17 protein-coding genes are annotated in these 23,537 nt (G+C 40.9%); 4 read left to right on the top strand and 13 right to left on the bottom strand.

The window, feature by feature from the left end:
- Positions 1 to 137: 137 nt before the first annotated feature.
- From C7R73_RS06745 to C7R73_RS06705, 9 genes are all read right to left on the bottom strand, one after another.
- Entirely contained in the window at positions 138 to 1,640 is a 1,503-nt protein-coding gene (locus C7R73_RS06745) for an oligosaccharide flippase family protein (RefSeq protein ID WP_106449763.1), read from the bottom strand.
- A complete protein-coding gene (locus tag C7R73_RS06740; RefSeq protein ID WP_106449762.1) occupies positions 1,637 to 2,989 on the bottom strand; it encodes a surface carbohydrate biosynthesis protein in 1,353 nt (450 codons plus the stop codon). Before C7R73_RS06740 ends, C7R73_RS06745 begins: the two co-directional genes overlap by 4 nt.
- A 94-nt stretch (positions 2,990 to 3,083) precedes the next feature.
- Positions 3,084 to 3,626 carry an acyltransferase gene (locus tag C7R73_RS06735; RefSeq protein ID WP_106449761.1) on the bottom strand — a complete coding sequence of 181 codons (543 nt, stop codon included), beginning with the start codon at positions 3,624 to 3,626 and terminating at the stop codon, positions 3,084 to 3,086.
- 218 nt (positions 3,627 to 3,844) lie between these two features.
- Positions 3,845 to 5,056 carry a glycosyltransferase gene (locus C7R73_RS06730; protein ID WP_106449760.1) on the bottom strand — a complete coding sequence of 404 codons (1,212 nt, stop codon included), beginning with the start codon at positions 5,054 to 5,056 and terminating at the stop codon, positions 3,845 to 3,847.
- Between the two features lies 1 nt (position 5,057).
- The gene (gene wecB, locus C7R73_RS06725; RefSeq protein WP_106449759.1) at positions 5,058 to 6,182 is read right to left on the bottom strand and encodes a non-hydrolyzing UDP-N-acetylglucosamine 2-epimerase; all 1,125 of its coding nucleotides are present in this window, start codon (positions 6,180 to 6,182) and stop codon (positions 5,058 to 5,060) included.
- Between the two features lie 6 nt (positions 6,183 to 6,188).
- Positions 6,189 to 7,298, bottom strand: coding sequence for a capsular polysaccharide biosynthesis protein CapF (locus tag C7R73_RS06720; RefSeq protein ID WP_106449758.1), 1,110 nt, complete (start codon positions 7,296 to 7,298; stop codon positions 6,189 to 6,191).
- Complete coding sequence (locus tag C7R73_RS06715) at positions 7,298 to 8,317, bottom strand: polysaccharide biosynthesis protein (RefSeq protein WP_106449757.1); 1,020 nt, start codon at positions 8,315 to 8,317, stop codon at positions 7,298 to 7,300. The genes C7R73_RS06720 and C7R73_RS06715 overlap by 1 nt, the downstream gene beginning before the upstream one ends.
- Positions 8,293 to 9,540 (bottom strand): glycosyltransferase family 4 protein, encoded by a 1,248-nt coding sequence (locus C7R73_RS06710; protein ID WP_106449756.1) that lies wholly within the window; start codon positions 9,538 to 9,540, stop codon positions 8,293 to 8,295. Before C7R73_RS06710 ends, C7R73_RS06715 begins: the two co-directional genes overlap by 25 nt.
- A 30-nt stretch (positions 9,541 to 9,570) precedes the next feature.
- Positions 9,571 to 10,173, bottom strand: coding sequence for a sugar transferase (locus C7R73_RS06705; RefSeq protein ID WP_275658094.1), 603 nt, complete (start codon positions 10,171 to 10,173; stop codon positions 9,571 to 9,573).
- A 1,896-nt stretch (positions 10,174 to 12,069) separates the two neighbouring features.
- On the opposite strand from C7R73_RS06705, the gene C7R73_RS06690 reads away from it, so the two are divergent.
- Entirely contained in the window at positions 12,070 to 13,419 is a 1,350-nt protein-coding gene (locus C7R73_RS06690) for a hypothetical protein (RefSeq protein ID WP_106449753.1), read from the top strand.
- Between the two features lie 226 nt (positions 13,420 to 13,645).
- Here C7R73_RS06690 and uvsE read toward each other — a convergent pair whose 3' ends face one another.
- Together uvsE and C7R73_RS06680 are read right to left on the bottom strand one after the other, a co-directional pair.
- Complete coding sequence (gene uvsE / locus C7R73_RS06685) at positions 13,646 to 14,902, bottom strand: UV DNA damage repair endonuclease UvsE (RefSeq protein ID WP_106449752.1); 1,257 nt, start codon at positions 14,900 to 14,902, stop codon at positions 13,646 to 13,648.
- A 48-nt stretch (positions 14,903 to 14,950) separates the two neighbouring features.
- A complete protein-coding gene (locus C7R73_RS06680; RefSeq protein WP_106449751.1) occupies positions 14,951 to 15,940 on the bottom strand; it encodes a Gfo/Idh/MocA family protein in 990 nt (329 codons plus the stop codon).
- A gap of 213 nt (positions 15,941 to 16,153) precedes the next feature.
- On the opposite strand from C7R73_RS06680, the gene C7R73_RS06675 reads away from it, so the two are divergent.
- Positions 16,154 to 16,600, top strand: a complete 447-nt coding sequence (locus C7R73_RS06675; RefSeq protein ID WP_106449750.1) for a NanQ anomerase/TabA/YiaL family protein — start codon at positions 16,154 to 16,156, stop codon at positions 16,598 to 16,600.
- A 379-nt stretch (positions 16,601 to 16,979) separates the two neighbouring features.
- Here the strand turns inward: C7R73_RS06675 and C7R73_RS06670 are convergent, their stop codons facing one another.
- Both C7R73_RS06670 and C7R73_RS06660 read right to left on the bottom strand, forming a co-directional pair.
- On the bottom strand, positions 16,980 to 19,475 hold the full coding sequence (locus tag C7R73_RS06670; RefSeq protein ID WP_106449749.1) for a CoA-disulfide reductase: 2,496 nt from the start codon (positions 19,473 to 19,475) through the stop codon (positions 16,980 to 16,982).
- Between the two features lie 923 nt (positions 19,476 to 20,398).
- Positions 20,399 to 21,298: a nuclease-related domain-containing protein gene (locus tag C7R73_RS06660; RefSeq protein WP_106449747.1), complete on the bottom strand. Its 900-nt coding sequence runs from the start codon at positions 21,296 to 21,298 to the stop codon at positions 20,399 to 20,401.
- Between the two features lie 371 nt (positions 21,299 to 21,669).
- On the opposite strand from C7R73_RS06660, the gene C7R73_RS06650 reads away from it, so the two are divergent.
- Both C7R73_RS06650 and C7R73_RS06645 read left to right on the top strand, forming a co-directional pair.
- Positions 21,670 to 22,119, top strand: coding sequence for a flavodoxin (locus C7R73_RS06650; protein ID WP_106449745.1), 450 nt, complete (start codon positions 21,670 to 21,672; stop codon positions 22,117 to 22,119).
- A 91-nt stretch (positions 22,120 to 22,210) separates the two neighbouring features.
- Positions 22,211 to 23,110, top strand: coding sequence for a coiled-coil domain-containing protein (locus C7R73_RS06645; protein ID WP_106449744.1), 900 nt, complete (start codon positions 22,211 to 22,213; stop codon positions 23,108 to 23,110).
- Positions 23,111 to 23,537: the final 427 nt, after the last annotated feature.

Here is a 23,537-nt window from a genome sequence, read left to right as displayed (position 1 = left end):
AAATTTTTGTTGCTGTTATATTAAGTTAACTTAATATATTTTATAAAAACAATAAATACTGTCGTTCTAAATAAAGATATATTACTCTTATATCTTTTATACTAAAATTTTACCTTTGTATAGCTTTTCCCCCTCACTTACTTCAAAATATTTTTCACGTATTCTTTTTCTTTCCTATTAAATATAAACAAATAACTTATATATATAACAATAATAGTTGTAAGTACGGCCTCGATGATTAAATCAAGCATAGTACTTGGATAGAATAATTGAGAGATTATTAGAGAGATAACTGTCGTAATTAATGTAATAAAAGGACAAAATAGAACATCTAGAATGAACAAGTGTGTGGAATTTCCAATCTGGTAAGATGTATATATTGTAAAAAAGAAAAAACCTCTAACTACTGATGTAATTAATTGACTCAATGCAATACCGATAACTCCAAATTCCAACAGAAAACAGAAAATATATATTAATATAATATTTATGAACCCAAATATAAGAGTAGCTATAGCTGGAATTTTAACTTTATTAGTAGTTATATTAACTTGATTTAAAATTTCAGCTGGTAATGATAACGGTAAACCTACAATCATCAAAATGATTAACACCCAATATTGATTATATGTCTGTCCGATCCAAAACGTCATAAACATGGGGCCAAAAACCAAAATCCCACCGGAGACTATACCTAGAGGAAAGCTTAAAAATCTAATTGAATCTTTTATATATTGAATTAAATTATCCTTATTTTCATTAGCATGTAACTTTATCATTTTGGGTACAAATATTGAAACTATTGCAGTCACCATTACAGTTATAAGTGTTTGTAATTGTAGAATTGTTGCATAAATACCACTTAAATATGCTCCTAAAAGAATATTCGATAAATATGTTCCAATGTTAGAATTTAATATATTACCCGTTTTTGTAATTGAAATCCATATTCCTGAATTCAAAACTCGGAAAATGTAACTTTTTTCTGAAAGTGAAAATTTTATTTGAATATTAGGTAAGTACACCTTATAGTGAGTTGTATAAAATATAAAAGATACTAAATCAACTACCAATCCTCCAATACTCATACCCCATAGAGGTATAAAACCAAGTTTAAATAAAATTATTGGAACAATTATCTTACTTAAATAATTTATTGTAGAAAAACTATACATGACGTACAGTTTGTTTGTATAAAAAAGTCCCGCTAAAAATGGAGTGTTTAGCACTGAAAATATCAGTGAAATTCCAGAAATGAGCATTAATAATTTTACATCAATTAAATATTCACTTGAGATGATCATTATTTTATTTAAGTTAACAGTGAGCAAAATAAATATACTAAGCAATAACAACGCCACAAAACATACAGCTGTTAGAATTGAGTTAAAATACCGATTTGCTTCATCAAAATCATTTTTCTGCATCTCAATGGCAATATATCTAGAACTCATAGACGTAATTGCTATTGATATGACAGTTGAAAGGTTAACAATAGTCATAATAACTGCTATATAACCATATGCTTCAGTACCAATTTTTTGTGAGATAAATGGAATAAACCATAAAGTCTGCAATATAGATACCATTAAGCTTATGATGCTAAATATTAGATTTTTTTGTGTGTACGATTCTTTCATTTTAAATTCACTATAATACTACTTAATAAACTCAGTTTTCTATTCTCATCCTGTCTATTGAAAATATCATTATCAACTTCATATTCTAAGTTTTCAAAAGCCCAACGTTTTCGTAAAGTCTCACTCTTAATTGTAAAACCGAAACGCTTATAACATAGTGAGTAAATCCTCTTCATGTAATACTTCAAAGCGATATTGTTCTTTAAGATATATTTCATACGGTTAAAATTATAATTATCTTCTATTTTGTTCTTATTTTTATTTGATAACTCATCTATAAGATCTAGTGTTTTTTTCAATGCCGCTCTGTTATCCATCAAATAATAATTAATCATATCATCTTTGTTAATGGGAAAATTTTTCTCATCAAATTCAGTCTTGGTTATTTGCTCACTAACTAGTTCGTTTAATTCTTCATAAGAATTTATTATATTTTTTGCCTCGTGATATATTTTTGCATCTATTTCTTTTGGAATCGATATTGGTCGTAATATATGACACATTTTTTTTGCAGCATAACTCTCTACAATTGATGTGCTGAACCATGTAATTACTTGATTAGATACCAATAACCATTGCTTTATATTTAACTCTGAAATACTGTAAAACTTTCCTTGATATTCATTTTGAATATTTTCAAGCCTACTGTGTTGTTTTTCGGCGGGATGCGGTCTATAGATCACTATAATATCTTCATTTTCACTTACTAATTTTTCTAGCCAATCCAATGTGATTTTGTGAGACTCTGTAGATACTTTTTCAAATTCCTTGATATAACTAGCCTTTTCACCACCAAAATCTTTTTGTACTAATTTGACTACCTCTTCGTTATTCACATAAGAGAAGCTAGAAATATATAGTACCCATTTCTTATCAGGTGGAATATTATACATTTTTGCAATATCATTTCTAGAATACCAAAAATCTCGAAATTCTTCCCTTAAAAAATCTAGATGGATTGCACCTGTAATCCTTAAATTACTATCTTCAACTCCATTATTCAGTAATCTATTATATGTATTTTCTCCCCAGCAACAATGAACTGGCAACGTTGCTTTCCCTTTCGGATTACAAAATCCGTTCTCCTCATTTTTTTCAGATAATACCTGTTCAATCTGAAGGTTTACAAAAAAATTGTTCTTCGCATTCAAACTATAATTATAATAGTCATAATTAAGAGTGTTATAACAATTCGGTATTATTATAATGGAATCATTATAAAACCATTTAAACATCATCTGTTTATTTATTATCTTTACAAAATATCCTCTTGCCTCTAATTCACTTTTTAGGAGTAATGCAGTATCATACTCTCTACTTCTTAACTCATATATAATATATATTTTCATTTATACCTCCACCACATAATTAGATTTAAAAGTCAATCAATTTGAAAATAGGAATAGCTACAACTTGAAATTGTATGAATTATTCTGGATACTATTATTTTTCTGAAAAAAAATCGTTCTCTTCCATCTTACTTAACGCCCACTCGTCAGTCTTACCTATGACTTGATGAGGATTTCCTACTACGATTGAATTGTCCGGAATAATACCTTTGACAACGCTTCCTGCACCAATAATGACATTATTACCAATATTCGTTCCGGGTAGTATTGATGCTCGTGCTCCAATGAAACTATTATTCCCAATCGTTATGGCCTTAGAAAAATATAGTTCTTCTTTAAGGTGACTCCCACTCATCTGAGTTCCTTCTACTGCTGTTGTTATAGAATAGTCATGAGTAAGAAACATAACTTCTCTCGAAATTGTAATATTATCACCTAATATTATTTTGCTATAGTCATTTCCGTCAAAATAAACATCATTATTGATAAATTTTGGTTTTCCATTTATTGATATACCTATTCTTCTTAAATAATTAGTAAATAACCTCATATACATTTCATTATTAAAATATATTACTTTTGTTATTATTTTTTTTTGTACAGTAAACATAAACTTATTTATTTTTTTTGATGCCATACTTCACCTTCTTTCTCCTAATATTAAAGCATAGCGATTTTATATCAATTTTTTTAATTTTTGGAAAATATTTCTATTATTTCGTTGATCACGAAATAATCACTAGCCCAATATTTCAGTTCAAATTTTTCTGACTTGTTAAAATTGGTTCATTTTACTAACTCATAGTTATTTGAATATTTTCGAACAGAAGTGCACAAAAAAATTATTAAGTGAAGTTAATCATTCAAATCTTGAACAAATAATTCACTATATAAGTTTATATATTGTCTATATACACTTTTTTTATCAAATTTTTTTGCACGATTAACACAATCAGTTCCAGAAAAGTTATTATCGCTAATTTTTAGTATAGCCCTATACAACTCTTCACCATCACCTTTTTCAATAACAATCCCTGTTCTTTCATCCACCGCTTCAGGACTTCCTCCAGTATTAAAAGTAATAACTGGCGTTCCACAAGCCAAAGCCTCAATATTTGTAGTAGGAAAATTGTCTTCTAAAGTTGGATTAACGAAAATGTCTGCACTGCTATATATTTCAGCTAGTTCCTGAGTATTGGATGTCCGTTGTATGGACATTATTTTTTTATTTAAAGTTTTTTTTGTCTTGTTATCTACTCCAATAAGAACTACTTGATATTCATCATTTAATTTTTCTGCCAGCATTTCAAAATAGTGTATCCCTTTTCTTTCTTCCCAAACATTTGCAATACCTAAAATAATCTTTTTATTCAATAAATTATTTTTTTCTTTAAAGCAACTCTTGGTTGGTTTAAAAACATCCAAATCTATTCCATTATATATTAGTCTACCCGAATATATTGATAAAAAAGATTTTTCTGTCAATTCTAATAACCAGTTTGACGGCGTTACAATCGTCATATTCTCAATCTTTGTGAAGAGTTTTTTCTTTACCTGATAATTTTTTTCTGAATTATCTTTTAACCATGACCGAGGGTAATCATTCTTTTGAATCTTAGAAAGGTTTTTAGTTGGAACATTGCCATCTCTATCAACATCAAAATATGCACTATGACCAGAAAATGACCATTGGTCATGGAGTAACCACACTACTGGTGTCTTAATAGCGGATAAATACCCAAACAATGCTTCAATATTCAGATAATAGCCATGAATATTGTGTAAGTGAATAACATCTGGATTATATTCTTCGATTGTTTTTATTAATTTTTTTGTTTCTCTATTCGATCCAAATCCATGCAAATCGAATATCCTAGTTTTGAGTACATGCGAATAAAAATCAAATTTATTGCCTATTTTTTTAGTATTATATCCTTCAGGAGCAATTCCTCTTCCATAAGCAATGCAACATTCATGCCCTTCTTCTTCAAGAACGTCATACAGATCCGTTGCAATTCTTCCAGTACTTCCATATCCACAAACACTGTTAATTTGTAGGACCCTCATCTTACTTCCTCCAAACTACTCTATTGATATAGTCCGTATACGATAGAATAATCCGTAATACCTTATCAGAAACATTTGGCATGGTATAGTCTCCTACTTGACGTAATGTTTCTTTTTCCTGTGTTTCTAAAATTGCTATGCCTTGCATAATACGTTCTTCATTCAACCCTACCATCATTACACTTGCTTCTTCCATAGCTTCTGGGCGTTCATGTGCTTCACGTATATTTAAAGCTTTGAAACCTAGTATGGATGATTCTTCGCTGATTGTACCGCTGTCACTTAATACTGCTTTGGAATGTATTTGTAAGTGATTGTAATCATTGAATCCAAGTGGCTTCATCAATTGTACTTGTGGATGGAAAATGATACCTTTTTCTTCTACCTTTTTACGCGTACGCGGGTGAGTGCTGACAATGACCGGTATGTCATATTTTTCCGCAATAATATTCAGATTATTCACCAATCCCATAAAATTTTTATCGGAATTGATATTTTCCTCTCGGTGAGCTGAAATTAAGAAGTAATTGCTCTCTTTCAATCCTAAACGAGCTAATACGTCAGACTGCTCAATATCTTCTTTACGTGAAGCTAATACTTCAAACATTGGGCTACCTGTTTTTATGACTCTATCTGCAGGCAAACCTTCTCGTAGAAGATACTCTCTTGCAATATCACTGTATGTTAAATTAATGTCTGCCGTATGGTCGACGATTTTACGATTTGTTTCTTCTGGAACGCGTTGATCGAAACAACGATTACCTGCTTCCATATGGAAGATAGGGATATGTCTGCGTTTTGCTGCAATCGCGCATAAGCAGCTGTTTGTATCCCCTAGAACTAATAAAGCATCTGGTTCAACTTCTGCTAAAATCGGATCGATTTTCACCAAGATATTTCCTATGGTTTCAACCGCTGTTCCAGTTGCCGCATTTAAGAAATAATCTGGTTTTTTCAAATGGAAGTCTTGGAAAAAGACTTCATTCAATTCATAATCGTAATTTTGCCCAGTATGCACGACAATATGTTCGATCGCCTCAGATTCTTCCAAACGGTTCATAACTGCAGACAAACGGATAATTTCAGGACGCGTCCCTACGACGGTCATCACTTTTAATTTTTTCATCTATACTTAAACCTCCAAGTAATATGTATCGGGCATCTCTGGATTAAATGCTTCATTAACCCACATGACGGTGACCATATCGGTCTCTCCGATATTCTCAATATTATGCGTATATCCTACAGGAATATCCACAACTTCCATTTTATCGCCGCTCACGAAGTACTCAATCACTTCATCTGAATTTAAGTTGCGGAAGCGGATTACACCTGTTCCGCTGACAACCAAAAACTTTTCATTTTTTGTGTGATGCCAGTGATTGCCTTTGGTAATATTCGGTTTAGAAATATTAACGGACACTTGACCACGATCGGGAGTTCGAATAATTTCTGTAAATGAACCCCTTTGGTCCACATTCATTTTTAATGGATAAGAGAACTGGTCTTCTGGTAAATAACTTAAGTAAGTGCTGTATAATTTCTTCGTAAAAGCATCCGCCATATTCGGAATCGAACGTTCTTCACGGCTTGCTTTAAAAGATTCTAATAGGCTAACAATGTCCCCCAATTTTACGGTGTGTACCGTGGGTACTTCGCAGATATCACCTTGGCGATTTTCTTTTCCATCCAATACACGTACCAATTCTTTTACGACATCATCAATATAGACTAAATTCAAAATAACTTCAGGATCATTTACAGTAACCGGAAGATCATGTGCGATGTTATGACAAAAGGTTGCTACGGCACTGTTGTAGTTAGGTCGGCACCATTTACCGAATACATTTGGAAAACGATAAATCAAAACGTCAGTACCAGTTTCATTGCTATAAGCTTTCAATAAATCTTCGCCTGCTTTTTTACTTTCACCATACGGATTGCTTAACGCAGCTTGAATTGATGATGAAATCATTATCGGGCAGGTATTGTTATGTTTTTTTAACGTATCCAACAAGGTTGATGTGAAGCCAAAGTTTCCCATCATAAACTCTAATTCGGTTTCTGGGCGGTTCACCCCTGCCAAATGGAAAACAAAGTCCGCTTTCTCACAATAAGAATCCAATAAGGATTCACCTGTATCTCTATCATAGGATAAAATTTCATGATTTGTCGTTGCTTCTAATTCAGCAATTAGATTTTTACCGATAAAGCCGTTAGATCCAGTAACTAAAACCTTCATTAAGCATTCCATCCTTTTAATTCTTTTTGTATATAATCAAGTTTCAACAATTTTTTTAACATACTTTCAACGGTCAATTGTTCTGTATTATCTGAGTTATATTCATCTAAATGAACAGCTTCCTGGCTTCCCTCTTCAAAGAATTTACCATAGTTCAAGTCACGTTTGTCTGACGGTACACGGTAAAATCCACCCATATCGATTGCATGAGCTGCTTCTTCTTTTGTTAGCAAAGATTCATACATTTTTTCACCATGACGAATGCCCATGCTCTCAACTGGTAGATTCGTGCCGAATACTTTTTGGACAGCTTCAACTAATGTATTGATAGTGGCAGCTGGTGCCTTTTGCACCATGATATCGCCTTGTTCTGCATTCTCAAATGCGAACATAACTAAGTCAACAGCTTCTTCTAAACTCATCATAAAACGAGTCATTGATCCTTCCGTTACGGTCAATGGTTTTTCTTTTTTCAACTGTTCTACGAATAAAGGGATAACACTTCCACGTGAAGCCATAACGTTGCCATAACGTGTGCCACAAATCAATGTTTTTTCCGGATCCACATTGCGTGATTTTGCCACAAATACTTTTTCCATCATTGCTTTAGAAGTGCCCATGGCATTGATTGGATAAGCTGCTTTATCTGTTGATAAGCAGATCACTTTTTTGACTCCTGCTTCAATAGCAGCAGTTAAAACATTATCTGTTCCTAAGACATTTGTCTTTACAGCTTCCATCGGAAAGAACTCACAAGAAGGTACTTGTTTTAGTGCAGCTGCATGGAATATATAATCTACGCCATACATTGCATTTCGAACACTGTTCACGTCGCGAACGTCTCCGATGTAGAATTTTATTTTTTGATTATTATATTTTTTACGCATATCATCCTGTTTTTTCTCATCACGTGAAAAGATACGGATTTCTTTTAAATCTGTATCCAAGAATTTCTTTAATACCGCATTTCCGAACGAACCTGTACCACCTGTTATTAATAAAGTTTTTTCTTTAAACATATTGTTCCTCCTCTAAGTTCCTTTTCTGACTCTTCTTCCGTTAAACTATTCAATGCATCTTCCAAACTTGTTATAAATCGCTCTTTACTATAATTTTCCAAGTAATATTGTTGAGCATTACTAGCCATCTCGTCTTTTTTCTCGCTTTTACAAAACTGTATAAGCAAATTAGCAAGCCCTTTGTAGTCTTCGGCATTACAACAGAAGCCACAATTTGCTTGCTCAATAATACGCTGTGTTTCACCGTTAATTGCTCCAATTATCGGTTTCCCCGCAGCCATATATGATTGGGTCTTACCGGGTAATGTATATGATAGGGTCTTGTTATCCTTCAAAGTAATCAACATGGCGTCTGCTATCCCATAAAAGTTGGGCATCTCCTCAATTGGTTTCCTGCCATAAAAAACCACATTGTCAAGATTTGACTCTTCAGCCAGCTGTTTGCATTCATCAAGTTTTGAACCATCTCCAACAATATGGAAGAATATGTTGGAGTGACCACGTAATTCTCCAGCAGCTCTTATTATAGTTTCTACACTCTGCATATCACCTATATTGCCTGCAAATACAAAATTGAATCTTTCACCTGGAGATTTTATACTGATTCCTTGAGAAAATATATCCTCGGCATATTGTGGTAAATGCCTTACGTGTTCTGTTTTTATTCCAAGTATATTCTCAAAATAATCTTTGAACATGCTTGAAGTAACCAACGTCAAATCGGAATTCTCATATATCCACTTGGAAATCCTCAAAAACACCTTATAAATAAGTGATCCTTCTTTAATTCCACCCGCAGCTAAACTATCCGGCCATAAATCAAGACAGTACAGCAGTAATTTTTTATGATGTTTTTTCTTATATATTATAGCTGGAATCCCCATCATTACAGGCGACAATTGATTCACAAATATCACATCGAACTTTTCCTTACTAGTCATTGCTTGAAAAGATCCCGAAAAAGCAAAACTGAAATAATTTAAAAATAGCGTTACTTTACTATTACCTCTGCCTATTTCATAGCAGCGGATTACTTTAACGCCATTAATTGTTTCTTGTTTATTTTTACCATGTCGGTAATTGTCGAGGATACGCCCCTCCGGATAATTAGGAAGTCCCGTAAGCACAGTTACTTCATGCCCGTTACGCACAAGATTCTCACATATATCTGAAATTCGGAAAGGCTCTGGGTAATAATACTGACAAACAACTAATATTTTCATACTAATATTTTCTCCTTACTACTTTGGATACTATTCTTGTCCTAATGTACCAGTTCCACCCTCCAAGACGCCTTCGCTCTTCAAAACGCTGGTAATCGTTCCGACAAAGCACTTCGCGTCAAAAGTGAAGTTCATTTTTTGAATGTATTCGCCATCTAACTCGGATTTGACAGTTATTGGCAGCTCATCGCGGCCATTGATTTGAGCCCAACCGGTCAAGCCAGGACGCACATCATTTGCATTATATTTATCTCTTTCAGCAATCAAATCATATTGATTCCACAATGCAGGGCGCGGTCCGATGATGGCCATTTCGCCTTTAATGATATTGAAGATTTGAGGCAATTCATCCAGGCTTGTTTTTCTTAGAAATTTGCCGATTTTTGTGATGTACTGATCAGGATTTCCTAATAAATGCGTTGGTGTGTCCTTGGGCGTATCGATGCGCATTGTACGGAACTTCAAAATATTAAAATGTGTTTTATTGATGCCGACTCTCTTTTGTTTGAAGAAGATAGGTCCTGGTGTGTCCAATTTTATTGCAATAAATAAAATTAAGAAAACTGGCGATAAAATGACTGCGGCCAATACCGAAAGAACAAGATCAATCACTCTTTTTACTTTTAAATACAACATGAAGCACCCCTATAACTATTTTTTTCTTCTTATAATTGCGTCTAAGATATTATCATATAAAGAAAATATCTTTCAGTATTTTTCATGATAACATTTTTACAACCATTTTTGCACAAAAATCGAAGTTTTTTTGAAGTTTTACTTAAAATTTACTTTCAAAACCGAATGATAAGAACGAGAACGGATACATTGCGAAGGAATTGTGAACTTACGCTTTTAAACTTCTTATTTTGATCACAAAAAGATAGGAAAAAGAATTGATTACGATTTGAGAATAATCTACGTTAGATCTCCATACAATTACGTAATTCAAGGAATTCACTTATTACTACATAATTACTTGTTCAAATCTAACTATGATTGAAAATGAACAATTCTGAAAAGTAATCTTATTGAATTACATATACATACCACATTCTATTATAGCCCTTTTATGACAGATTCTTTTTTTTATTCTTATAATCATATTTCCAGGCAGTATCTTGTTGCCGCAAGCTGATGCTCAAATTAACGAACCGGCTATTTATCATGTTGGAAGAAATCAAAAATATAAAACTATCAAAACTGCTTATGACCAGTGGGTATTAGATTTAAAATCAGAACTGGCTATCATCTATATATTTCCGGGAACCTATAGGGAATTTATCGTGGGAGCGCTGGAAATTATATCACTTTTCGGGGTCATGGAAAATGGATCACGTTTTGAGTCAGCGAATCCAGCACTAATATCCCTACGCACAATGTTAAGAAGGCCCCGGAGGTACAGAACTGATTTTTGAAGATATGATTATTGCTAGTGTAGTGTATCATTGACAATTGAGTAAGCTGTTGAGTTTGAATCTGTGAAAGATACTGTCACTGTGGAATATAATAAAAATAAACATCGGTGGCTTAAAATTGGTAGAAATAAGATGTACGTCATCTCATTATCAGATGATGAAGTACTCATATTAAAGAGTGTTCTGCATAAGAAAACGACTAATCGGATCATAAAATATGTATGCCAAATTTTATTAGATCTAGACGAAGCACATGGAAAAGCATTTACTCAACAACAATGCGTCAAATCTATCAGTGTTTGTTACGCGACTATTTACAATGTGATCGAATACTACTCAATGGTGGTATCGACCCGTTGACAGAAGCGTACACTCGGACAATGCCCGACGAAAACTCGATGGACGCGCTGAAGCTAATTGAATTGCCCTGTGGGCTAACTCTCGAAGGCCATTAAAGATGGACACTTCGCCTTCTTTAAGAAAAAGCAAAAGTTGAATTGGAAATTCCAGACAGTAAAGACTCCATCGGAAGAGCTAAAAAAACGAGTTGCGACCTCACAAAAAATACTGGTGCATCTTGGCAAAAAAACTCAGCATTCGTAGGGCGCACGGAAAATGTTCATTTCCCAAGACCGTAAATTAGACTAACCGCGCAAAATTAAACGCATCAGTCACATGATTTTTAAGCAATAATGGATTGATTTCTTTTAAATGGTGATCTAACCTTTATTGTTAACCAAACCATAGCATATGATGAGACGAGCGAAATGGACATGCTATTAATAAAAATCAATATAGATGGGTGAAATATGTATTTTCGGATGGATATTATCGTAAAGGTCTCGCAAATGTCGATTATAAAGAGACAACTACATCTAAAAAATATTCAAATAATGGAAAAGTGATAGAAATATCGCAAGATGGTCTGTCAAATCTAAAAAAAGCAACCACCACATCTATGACAAATGGCTTGATTACGTTGGATTGGAATGGGTGCTACTGGTAATGGTGTTGGCAATATCATTGTATTTTACAAATGATAATAATAAAACATAGAAAAATAGAAATGAATAAACTATACTAATTATTAATTGCATATAAAGAGGAGGTTTAAATGAATAATTTTTCGAAATTTAAAATCAGTATGGTATCATCTCTGTTTTTCGTGTCTTTCGGGATTTTCATGCCAATATTTATAACTTTATTTTATAGAAAAATTAGTATCTCATTAGTGCTCTTAACGTTTTTAGCGTTGTATGAGGTTTATAAATTAATGAGAATAATGATATCTACAAAAATAAGGTTATTAGAGTTAACTTATCACAGTTTTGTTTATCTTTTTTTAGTTATTGCTCCGATTGTACAAATTGCCAGTGGACGATTTCCTTTGGGAGGAGGGTTTTTATACACGGAAACCGAGGTAGTTTTAACAATTTTAGTCATTACAATCGGGATTGCGTTCTATGAATTAGGGATAAAAAAAGGGGACCAAAGAGTAATAGTGTCGGAACCAAGTAATGCCAAGTTAAACCTTCATGTTATTAATGCGTTAGCTTTATTCTTTATGCTACTAGCGGCTCAGAAGTTTGGTGGAATAACTAACTTAGGAGGCGACAGATCAGCAATGGACTCAACAGTATCGTTAATAATGAACAGTCTGTTGCGCGCCCCGATTTATATTGCTCTTGTGTTAAATCTGATTCAATATAGGGACAAGAGAGACAACAACGAAAGAATGACTGGACTAGGAAAAATCACTTTGGGGATACTATTTATTTTAAATATTATAGCTAGCAATCCGTATTACACATCCAGATATTGGTTTGGGGCCATATTTATTAGTTGTTGTTTAATTTTTCTAAAATGGAAAAAATCAACAACTAGTACTATCATTTTGTCAACAATGTTTGGCTTTTTAGTTCTATTCCCATACGCTGATGTTTCAAGGAGTGATGGTGAATTTCTATTAAGTCTAGATGCGATTTTAAACAACTTGAAGGTTGGCGATTTTGATGCATTTCAGCAAATAATGAATACGTTGAGTTATGTTAAAATAAACGGTTATAGCTTTGGTGGACAGTTGCTGGGGGCGATTTTATTTTTTGTACCTAGATCTATTTGGCTAAACAAACCTCTAGGAACAGGTTTTAATATAGGTTTGGATTTAAATTATGTAAATAAAAATATATCCGCTCCTCTTTGGTCTGAATTTTATGTTAACTTCAGCATAGTTGGGATAATAATCATGTTCTTTCTCTATGGATATATTACTGCTGTAATGCAAAATGAGTACATAGCTACAAAAGGTAAAATGAATTTCTACCAATTGTTTGTTCCTTTTTATTCGTTCTATCAATTCTTTTTGTTAAGAGGAGATTTATTGTCAAGCTTTTCCAATCTGATACCCGTTATGATTTTCACAGCTTTATTTTTAAAGTTAAAAAAGAAAAACAACTTGTCATAGCTAAGCCAAACTGTGACTGAAATGAATAATTCTGAAAAGTAAGTTAATTGTATTATATATACAAACCACACTCTAATATAGCCCGTTTCTGGCAGGTTTTATATTTTTATTCATATCATCATACTTTCAAGCAGTCTCTAATTGGCACAACCTATCTTCTCTGAAAATCAAAACTGAACAAAGAGGCCTGGCAAAAATTCACCTTCCCAGGCCTCTTTCGGTTTTTCTAAATATAAAAATACAACGATTGAATCAAATATTTTTCTTCATACTTCGTCGCCAACTTGTATAGCTGACGTTTTACCGTAGCCAAGCTACCTGTACCGTTGCGGTAATTCTCCATATTTTTCTCGAAATCCTTGCGCTCCTGCGGAGTAGCTTTATTCTTGAAATATCCCCAGACATGTTGGGCGGCATTCTCGGCGGCGCCAGGTTTTGTTTCTTTGGCGAGAGCATCTTCGACAATGCGGTAAAACTCTTGGACCGGATAGGCAGATTTGTCCTTCAGCAGCGTACGGATGGCTTGGTAATCGGCTGCCGATTTTTCGAGGATAGTGTATTTGTAGCGGCCCCACTCCTTTTCCAGAAGTGTCATCCGTTTGTTTTCGGTTATTGCGTTTTGGCATTTGATGGCGGATAGATTTTTATCCTTCACTTCCAGCATTATATCGATTGTTGGGTCGTCCAGTTGTCCGTAGAACTGCAGGAATGTTTCCAGATTGGTGGTGTCGGTGTGGGCTCCTGGAAGTTTTCCTGTTGTCTCTTGGGAGTAATGAATCTTTTGATTACCATCCGCTTCCTTCCAGGTCTTGTTGGCTTCGGCGATCCAATATTGGTCATTCCCCCCTGAAGGTGGCGGGTTGATGGCATGGTGCATGTTATCGTAGACGGCCGGGATCTGGAGTCTGTTCGCCAGTCCGAGCACCTCTTCGATGTTGTAGAGCCGGTCGTCATTTTCAATGATAAGGCGTTTTTGGACGCTTTCCAGCAGGCGTTGGAAGTTCTCGGCGAAGCGATTTAGTGCAGCTTCTTTGTCCCCGTAGATACCGCCGACATGCAGGATGATTTTGTTGATCGTATCGGTTCCGAGCGCGGTCAGGATTTTGTCGTGGTAGATCAGGTCCTCGATAGCTCGCTCCACCACGTCTTCCGTCGGAGAGTTCAGGACGGTGTATTGGCCCGGGTGCAGGGAGACGCGCATGTTGCTTTTGCGGATTTTGGCACCTATGCGTTCGAAGGCTTCCTTGTGGATTTCCGGCCAGTCGAGTGTGTTGACTGGACTCGAACCGAATGGGATCAGGTCCGAACTGATGCGGTAGAGGCGGATGTCGTTGGCGATGTTGTAGTCGACCATCTTCGATAGCGCCTCCAGATTGTGCGCGGTCACCTCCGTCAGTTTCTCCGGGGTCGCGTTCCGTTGCATGACGCTGCGGATGTTTGTGTTGGGTGTGCCGATGTTCAGACAGGCATAACCGATGCTCATAGCGGGCCTCCTTTAGGATTTCTATTTGATGGTTTTGGTTTCTTGGAATCAGCGCTCGTATCTTTCGCGGTACTCCTTTAACAGCACATCGAACATGCGGATGCCGTTGGCTGCGCTGGCGGCATCGGCGGGACTTTTCGTTTTTCCGTTCAATTCGTCGACGACGGTCTGGATGAACGGTATGGCTACATGCTCCGGTGTTTCGACGGTGTAGGTCGTTGTTTCTCCGTGCTTGATCAGGTGGATCCATTCGAAGCTCGTTCCCTCAAAGACCAAGCTCCCTTCCGAACCGATGATCGTCACCTCATCCAAGTCGAAATCCGCGACATAGCACCAGGCGGCCGATCCGACGACACCGTTCGCGAAGCGGAAGGATGCGGAGACGGTGTCCTCCACTTCATAGAGACCGGCCCGGTTCTCGACGATGCCGGTCATCGCGGTGATGTCACCGAAGTAATAGGCCAAGTAATCGAGCACGTGTACTTGGATATCCAAGTCCTTCCCGCCTCCTGCAGCCGGCAGCAGACGCCAAGGCAGGTTGTCCTTGTCCAAGTCTTCGGGTGCTGGTCGTTGGTATTGGCGTATTTCCACCAATTGCGGTTGCCCGATGGCTCCTTCATCCAGCAGTTCCTTTATTTTCTGGAATTTTCCGAGCGCCCGCCTATAGAAGCTGACGAATACCGGCAAGTCTTTTTCCTCGGCTGCATCCAATATCGCCTGGCACTCCTCGAATGTGCGCGCCATCGGTTTCTCGATCAACGGCACCTTCTTCGCCGCGATAACTTGCATGGCGTAGTCGAAATGGGTGGCCGGCGGTGTGGCGATGTAGACGGCAGTGATTTCTTCGTCTGCCAATAGCTCCTCGACCGTAGCATAAACTCGACCGTGCCCATGGCGTTTCACCCAATCATGCGCTTTGGCTTCCGTGCGGTTGTATACCCCTTTCAATCGGGAACCATTCGCTTTATAGAGCCCTGGCCCACTTTTCTTCTCGGTTACGTCGCCGCAGCCGATCATTCCCCATACTGTCTCTTTCATAAATGACTCTCCCTTTTCTTAGCGAATTCTTGATTCGATTATATCATTTAGGCACTGCCAACACTTTTAACGCGCTCAGTTGCTCAAAAGTTAAAATGATCAAACGGCACAAAACGTTCACTTTTGAGACGCTGTAAGCCCTATCCAAAGCAGGAAAAGTCAACTATAATTTAAGGATTCGTTTGATCTGACTAATATGGAGGAATGCTTATTATGATTATGGATACACTTGCAAATATGGACCTGTACCAGGATTTCAACGAAAAAATCTACAAGGGACTTACCTTCCTGAAGGAAACCGATGTTGCGGCCCTCCCTGTCGGAAGATATGACATCGATGGGGATAATATTTATGCTTTGGTCCAAGAATATGAGACAAAACCGTTAGATCAATGCCGTTGGGAAGCCCACTACAAGTACACCGATATCCAGTATGTCGTTATGGGCGGAGAAAAGATGGGCTACACGAATATCGCAGGAACGTCGAAAACGGAAGAAAGACCCGCGGATGATGTCTACTTCTTGGACGCTGATGGAGATCAATTCCAGGTAAAAACGGGCTTTTTCGCGATTTTCACACCGCAAGACGCGCATATGCCGGGAATCGCCATCGCTGAACCGAAACATATCAAGAAAGTTGTCATCAAAGTAGCCTTATAGCCGATTCAAAATAAGAAGCTGAAACAGGTGCTGGATCATCATCCAAGCCTGCTTCAGCTTCTTTTTTTGTTGTCTTAGGGGGATGGTTACTCGAAGGCCCGATGGCCGCAGTTTTGGATTCTATTTTTCGGATGGGAGTCTCGGCTGTTCGTGGTACCGTCCTGGGCATTCGCCCGACATAACCGCCTTACGTTGACTGTTCGATATCCTTCGTTCTTCGTTCAGTCGACGGATTTAGCTTGTGTTGACTGTTCGGTATTCTTCGCAAGTCATTCAGCCGACGACCTCGCGTTTCGTCGGCTGAACCAACCTTCCAAAACAACTGAATGTCAACAGAAAAAGCTCCCGCCGTAGCGGGAGCCGTATTTGTGTTGTTGTATTAGATGAACAGGTTCAAGTTGGCATCCATCGTGTCGCCGATGTAAGCTGCTACACCGCCGAAGTCCACGCCTGCGATGATTTCTTCTTCTTTGATGCCCATGATGTCCATTGACATTGTGCAGGCTACCATCTTGACGCCCATTTTTTGCGCTTGGGCGATCATGACCGGCAATGGATCGACATTCTTCTGTTTCATGACGGCTTGGATCATCTTCGAGCCCATGCCGCCCATGTTCATTTTGGAGATCGGCAATTTTCCTGCGTGGTTCGGCAACATGATGTCGAACATTTTTTCCATGCCGCGTTTCGCTACGCTGACTTTTTCCGGACGCTTGATGACGTTCAAGCCCCAGAAGGTAAAGAACATTGTCACTGGCTTGCCGTAAGCCGCTGCTCCGTTGGCGATGATGAAGGAAGCCAAGGCTTTGTCCAAGTCCCCACTGAAGACAACCATCGTTGCGCCATCTTTCGTTTCCTGCAGGACAGGTGCTTGCGCCGCTTGGGCTGCCAATGCTGCTTGGTTGAAGCCGGTTGGTGCCGCTGCGCCCGCTTTGCCTTTCGCCACGTGGGCGCGGACGATCTTGCCGTCGATTTCTTTGGAGATCAGAGTGTTGCCGGTGTTCTTCGTCCAGGCAGCGATATCCGCCAGGAAGCCGAAGTCGGATGCTTCGATGATCAGTTCCTGACCGTCAACCATCTTGTCGATGTTCTCTTTCACTTTCAGGATCGGACCCGGGCACTGCAATCCGCAGGCATCGACTTGGATCGTGTTGGCTGCCGGTTGGGCTGGCTTCGCGTGTGTCGGTTCCACATGCACTGCCTCTTCCGGCGCTTCCTCTTTATAATTCAACGTTGTGTTCGCTTGTTTGTAAGTTTTGTAGCCGCCGTCCAAGTTCTTGACGGTGAAGCCGTTCTGCATCAGGATGCGGGCTGCGTTATAGCCGCGGTGTCCGACTTGGCAGAACACATAAATCGTTTGGTCTTTCGGCAATTCGCTCATGCGGGCACGGACATCGCCCAATGGGATTGTATAGGCATTGCCCAATACGCCGGTCGCCAATTCGAAGTCTTCACGGACGTCCAACAGGAATGCGCCGCCTGCGATCAGGCCGTCGACTTCATACCATTGGAAAGTATCAATCGTACCTTCCAAGATGTTGGAAGCCACATAGCCGGCGATGTTGGCTGGATCTTTTGCGGATGAATACGGTGGTGCGTATGCCAATTCCAAATCCGGCAAATCGTAGACGGTCGCGCCCAATTTCATGGCTGTCGCGATGACATCGACGCGTTTTTCGACGCCTTCCATACCGACTGCCTGCACACCCAAGATTTTGCCGTCCAAGCCAAACAACAATTTGATGTCCAACGGGGAAGCCCCTGGGTAATAACCAGCATGGGAGTTAGGATGAATGTGGACAACTTTATAGTCGGTGCTGAGACGTTCCAAGGTTTTCTCGTTGTTTCCGGCTGCCGCCACTGTCAATTCGAAGACTTTCGCGACGGATGTTCCCATCGTGCCTTTGTAGCGGACATCCATGCCGTTCAGGTGGTCAGCCACCAAGCGGCCTTGACGGTTCGCTGGCCAAGCCAATGGCACAACTGTTGGGCTGCCGTTGACGAAGTCAGTCACTTCGATGACGTCCCCTACCGCAAAGATATCCGGATCGGATGTCTGCAGTTGGTCGTTCACGACGATTGCGCCTCTGAAGCCTGTTTCCAAGTTAGATTCGATAGCCAAATCGTTTTCAGGTGTCACGCCGATGGATAGGATTGTCATATCTGTATCCAAGATTTTGCCGCTGTTCAAGCGGACTTTCATGCCGTTCTCTTCGAAGGCTTTGACACCGTCGGAAAGGATCAATTGTACGTTATGCATATCGATATGCGCATGCACGGATTGTGCCATTTCGAAGTCGATCGGCGCCATGACCTGGTCGCTCATTTCCACCAAGGATACGTGAATGCCCAATTCCCATAGGTTTTCCATCATTTCCAATCCGATGAAGCCGCCGCCGATGACTGTAGCGCGTTTGACTTGGTGCTCAGTGATGTAAGCTTTGATCTTGTCCATATCCGGAATGTTGCGCAAAGTGAAGACATTTTGTGCGTCCTCGATGCCTTCGATTGCCGGTTTGATCGGTTTAGCGCCTGTAGAGATGATCAGCTTGTCATAGCTTTCTTCAGTCATAGCGCCTGTTATTACGTGTTTCACTGTGATTGTCTTTTTGCCGCGGTTGATCTTCACTACTTCGCTGAAGTTCTTGATGCCGATGTTGAATTTCTTCGCCATGCCACCGACTGTCTCCAACAACAAGTTATCGCGCTCCTGGATTACGCCACCGATGTGGTAAGGCAAGCCGCAGTTCGCGAAAGAGATGTATTCACCCTTTTCGAAGATGACGATTTCGTCCTCTTCATTCAATCTTCTCAAGCGTGCCGCTGCAGTCGCTCCGCCGGCTACGCCGCCGATGATCACAATTTTACGTTTCATTTATATTAATCCTCATTTCACAAAGTTTTTAGGTTTCGGTTGTATGCAGATAATAATACCCCGGTAGGTATAATTTGTAAAGGGAAATGTGTCCGATATGTTAAAAAACTTTTGCACAAGCCCCAAGGGCGACCGCCCACCTCCGACGAAAAGCCCCCTCGTAGGAGGTGGGGTTCCGGCGATATGCTGTTCTCCTGTTACCGGACTCTGGCCGGAGCTGAGCGAGCGGGCGGATGCTGTCCTCCGTCGAGCGAGGGCTCCCCGGAGGTGAGAGATTTGCGCTCGCCCCACCTCCGGCGAAGACACCCCTCATCGGAACTGGTGCTTTCCTCCGATGAACGCCCTTCTCAACGGAGGAAGGCTCTTCGGTATTCATCTTCCTCCTGTTACCGGAACCCAGCCGGAGCTGAGCGAGGATTCGGATGCTGTCCTCCGACGAACAAGGGCTCGTCGGAGGTACGAATTTCGCACTCGCCCACCTCCGGCGAAACAAACCCTAACAGGAGCTGGTGCCTTCCTCCGGTGAGCGCCTTTCTCAACGGAGGTGCGGTTCCAACAATCTACTGTCCTCCTGTTACTGGAACCTAGCCGGAGCTGGGCGCGTAATCGCACTCGGGCCTGCTCCGGCGAATCAAACCCTAACAGGAGCTGGTGCCTTCCTCCGGTGAGCGCCTTTTTCAACGGAGGTGCGGTTCCAACAATCTGCTGTCCTCCTGTTACCGGAACCTAGCCGGAGCTGGGCGCGTAATCGCACTCTGTCCTCCGACGAACGAGGGCTCGCAGGAGGTACGAATCCCCACCTCGATCCAGCTCAGGCGAAGCAGACCCTAATCGGAGATCAGTGTCCTGCCGCTATACAATCCCTCAGAAAAGCAAACAGGCAAGAACTCCGACGAGCCGCAGCTTCGTCGGAGTTCTTGCCCTTATACGTAATGGCGCCCGTGGCATTTTCCCACAGCTTTATAGTTCTTGCGGAGAACCCGATAAATACAATCCTTATTGTCCATCCCACACCACTCGGCCATCCGCGGCATCGTCACTTTCGCATCCGGAAAAAGCAGCCTAAACTCCTCGATATTGTGCAGAATCGTTTTCGTCGTCCGCCTCCTTTTTTTGCAGACCGGACAATAGACCGACTTGATCCCATCAAGGCGCACCGCCGAACTGCAATCCAAGCAGAACAGTTCTTTTCGCAACTTCGCGTAGTCGATTTCCGGCAGTTCCTCGGCAAAATGCCGCGGATTGTGCATCCGGATCAACGAATCCGCCAGCCGCTGTTGCTCCGGCCCAATTGCTCCCTTCACCCGGAAATTCTGAAAATGACGCGGAATCTGCCCGGGAAGCAGGTATTCCTCAATTTTACGAGTACTCAGCAAGTTGAACTCCGGGTTGATGAAGACGACAAAACCTTCAATCGGCATCTCGATATTCAGATCCGCAAGCAGCACACCCAATCTTGCCATCGTCCGATTCAGCTGGACAGAAGGATTCTCCATCGTGGCGCCGCTTGGTTTCCGGAGTGTCAACGGTCCCCACTGATGGTCCCCCTTGTAGTTTTTCGTTTCATATACCCGCAGCTTATCCGGACAAATCACCAGGGTATCGATCTGAATCGAAATGCGATTGTGCCGTAACTGCAGATCATTCAGCACCAAACAGCGCGAATCCAGTGCTTCCGTATGCCCATCCAGCCCGCATTCGCCCCCAAATCCCCCATCCATATGCAACAAATAATACTGATCCCCCGGCCCCAATTTTATCCGTTTGGCCAATGCTTCATAAATGCAGAGTATCCGCGGCTTTTGGCGTTCCTTATATGCCATTATTTTTCCTCCTTCTAAATTGAATCATCACCTGTAATATCTGCATCCCATCATTATTTGCGCTTTTTTTACTACCACGACTTCCGTTGAGGTATCCTTTCGCCGGAGGTGCGGTGCCGGTAACCGGCCCTTCTCCTGCGAGCGAATGTTGGCCGGAGCTGGCACGGATTCGCACCCTGTCCTCCGACGAACCGATCCTAATCGGAGGACAAGCCATCCACCTCACACCAGCTCCGGCGAAGGCCGCGCTCGTCGGGGCTGCGCGACCGTGGAACACCCTGTCGCAATTCTGCGATTATTTGATGCCAACCGGATGGAACTTTGGTATACTTTGATTAGATAGCAATCGTAAGAAGAAAGAGGGAAATACAATGGCATCAGCATTGATCGTATACGCAAGTTTAACAGGGAATACCGAAGAAATCGCCGATATCGTCGCAGACCAACTGGAAGCATTGGGCGTGGACGTGGAAGTAAAAGAATGTACGCAAGTTGCACCGGAGGACTTCTTGGCCTATGACATGAACATCATTGCGACCTACACATACGGTACGGACGGCGACCTGCCGGACGAATTCATGGACTTCTATGAAGAGATGGAAGACGTCGACTTCACAGGCAAAATCGCTGGTGTTGTCGGATCTGGGGATACGTTCTATGAATATTACTGCAAAGCAGTCGATGATTTCGAAGTTCAATTCAAAAAATTCGGCGCAACAATCGGCGCAGAAAATGTCAAGATCGACTTGAACGCCGAAGAAGAGGATATCGCGAACCTGCAGAAATTCTCTGAAGCGATGGTAGCGGCGCTGAACAAATAAGCAATACACAAAAGGAAGAGTTAGCATTCGGGAATACCTGCGTCTAGCTCTTCTTTTTTGCAAAATCATTTTTCTTGGAAGGAGGCTTATGATGGATGTCGGAATGGAATATGAAATTTTGATGCTCCAGCTGGGGTCGTTGGCCCGCAAGCTGTTCAATGCCGAAGAAAATCTTACGAAATATCAGGAAGCGCTGGAAAAGGCTACTGCGACTCTGGAAAAGGAAAACCGCGACCTCGAACGGCTGCGCAATGACAGTTTCTCGAACACTCTCCTGAAGCTATTTGGCAACTTTGACCGCCGCTATGACAAAGAGTACCGCGAGATCATCGGCGCCAAAGTCGAGTTCGACAAGGCCTATGCGATGAAGATCGCCGCGGCCCGCAGAGTCAAGGAAGTCGAAGCGGACATCGAAGAAAAGAAACTGCGCCTTCGCAACATCAAAGAAGATGTGCTGCGCAAGAATCCGGACATGAACCAAGTCGTCAGCGAACGCCAGCAACAAATCCTAGCACTGCAGCACGAATGGCGCGAAACGAACGAAGCCGAACAAGCCGGAATCGCGGTGTTGGAATCCCTATCGGATATCATCAGCGGTCTCGATGCCGCCGATGCCATTTCGACTTGGGACCTGATCACCGACAGCAGCCTCATCCTGGATTTCCTCAAGCACGACAAACTGGATGCCGCCGAAGCCTCGCTTTTGCATCTGGAACAGACCGTCTATACTTTTGCGCGCGAACTGCGCGACTTGGATTTTGTCTTCGAGAGCGACCTCGAGACCATCTCCTCCACCCAACGCGCCTTGGACATCTTCTTCGACAACCTTTTTTCCGATTGGGGAACGAAAGCTATCATTGAGAAGAACATCGAGAACCTGAAGAAGCTGCAGGACAGCACTGAGGATGTTATGGAGAGTTTGTCCGAGAAAAAACGCGAATTGGAAACGACTCTGGAAGTGTTGGCGGTTGAGGATGATAAAGTAGTTTGATGGGTATATGAATGCGAAGAACCGAGTGGTCTGAGGACCCTCGGTTCCTTTTTTTCACGCTCTCCTCCGGTGAGCGCCCTTCTCAACGGAGTTGCGGTTCCGGTAATCTGCTCTCCTCCTGCGGGAGAGTGTTGGCCGGAGCTGGGTGTAGGTGCGGCGGCTGTCCTCCGACGAACGAGGGCTCGTCGGAGGTGGCAATATCGTACATTCGCCTGGTCCGGCAAGGACAACCCTCATAGGAGCTGGTGCTTCCCTCCGGTGAGCGCCCTTCTCAACGGAGTTGCGGTTCCGGTAATCTGCTCTCCTCCTGCGGGAGAGTGTTGGCCGGAGCTGATAGTGGGAACGCAGGCTGACCTCCGTCGAGCGAGGTCTCGTCGGAGAAGCGTATGTGGGGCCGTGTCAGATCCGGCGAAGCCAACTCTCATCG

It is taken from the genome of Trichococcus alkaliphilus (genome assembly GCF_003008695.1).
GTDB lineage: Bacteria > Bacillota > Bacilli > Lactobacillales > Aerococcaceae > Trichococcus > Trichococcus alkaliphilus.
This window is presented reverse-complemented; position numbering and strand designations above follow the sequence as displayed.

Excerpts from the sequence above, each read along its gene's own strand:
- C7R73_RS06745 (WP_106449763.1), bottom strand. The coding sequence starts at position 1,640 with ATGAAAGAATCGTACACACAAAAAAATCTAATATTTAGCATCATAAGC.
- C7R73_RS06740 (WP_106449762.1), bottom strand. The coding sequence starts at position 2,989 with ATGAAAATATATATTATATATGAGTTAAGAAGTAGAGAGTATGATACT.
- C7R73_RS06735 (WP_106449761.1), bottom strand. The coding sequence starts at position 3,626 with ATGGCATCAAAAAAAATAAATAAGTTTATGTTTACTGTACAAAAAAAA.
- C7R73_RS06730 (WP_106449760.1), bottom strand. The coding sequence starts at position 5,056 with ATGAGGGTCCTACAAATTAACAGTGTTTGTGGATATGGAAGTACTGGA.
- wecB (WP_106449759.1), bottom strand. The coding sequence starts at position 6,182 with ATGAAAAAATTAAAAGTGATGACCGTCGTAGGGACGCGTCCTGAAATT.
- C7R73_RS06720 (WP_106449758.1), bottom strand. The coding sequence starts at position 7,298 with ATGAAGGTTTTAGTTACTGGATCTAACGGCTTTATCGGTAAAAATCTA.
- C7R73_RS06715 (WP_106449757.1), bottom strand. The coding sequence starts at position 8,317 with ATGTTTAAAGAAAAAACTTTATTAATAACAGGTGGTACAGGTTCGTTC.
- C7R73_RS06710 (WP_106449756.1), bottom strand. The coding sequence starts at position 9,540 with ATGAAAATATTAGTTGTTTGTCAGTATTATTACCCAGAGCCTTTCCGA.
- C7R73_RS06690 (WP_106449753.1), top strand. The coding sequence starts at position 12,070 with ATGAATAATTTTTCGAAATTTAAAATCAGTATGGTATCATCTCTGTTT.
- uvsE (WP_106449752.1), bottom strand. The coding sequence starts at position 14,902 with ATGAGCATCGGTTATGCCTGTCTGAACATCGGCACACCCAACACAAAC.
- C7R73_RS06680 (WP_106449751.1), bottom strand. The coding sequence starts at position 15,940 with ATGAAAGAGACAGTATGGGGAATGATCGGCTGCGGCGACGTAACCGAG.
- C7R73_RS06675 (WP_106449750.1), top strand. The coding sequence starts at position 16,154 with ATGATTATGGATACACTTGCAAATATGGACCTGTACCAGGATTTCAAC.
- C7R73_RS06670 (WP_106449749.1), bottom strand. The coding sequence starts at position 19,475 with ATGAAACGTAAAATTGTGATCATCGGCGGCGTAGCCGGCGGAGCGACT.
- C7R73_RS06660 (WP_106449747.1), bottom strand. The coding sequence starts at position 21,298 with ATGGCATATAAGGAACGCCAAAAGCCGCGGATACTCTGCATTTATGAA.
- C7R73_RS06650 (WP_106449745.1), top strand. The coding sequence starts at position 21,670 with ATGGCATCAGCATTGATCGTATACGCAAGTTTAACAGGGAATACCGAA.
- C7R73_RS06645 (WP_106449744.1), top strand. The coding sequence starts at position 22,211 with ATGGATGTCGGAATGGAATATGAAATTTTGATGCTCCAGCTGGGGTCG.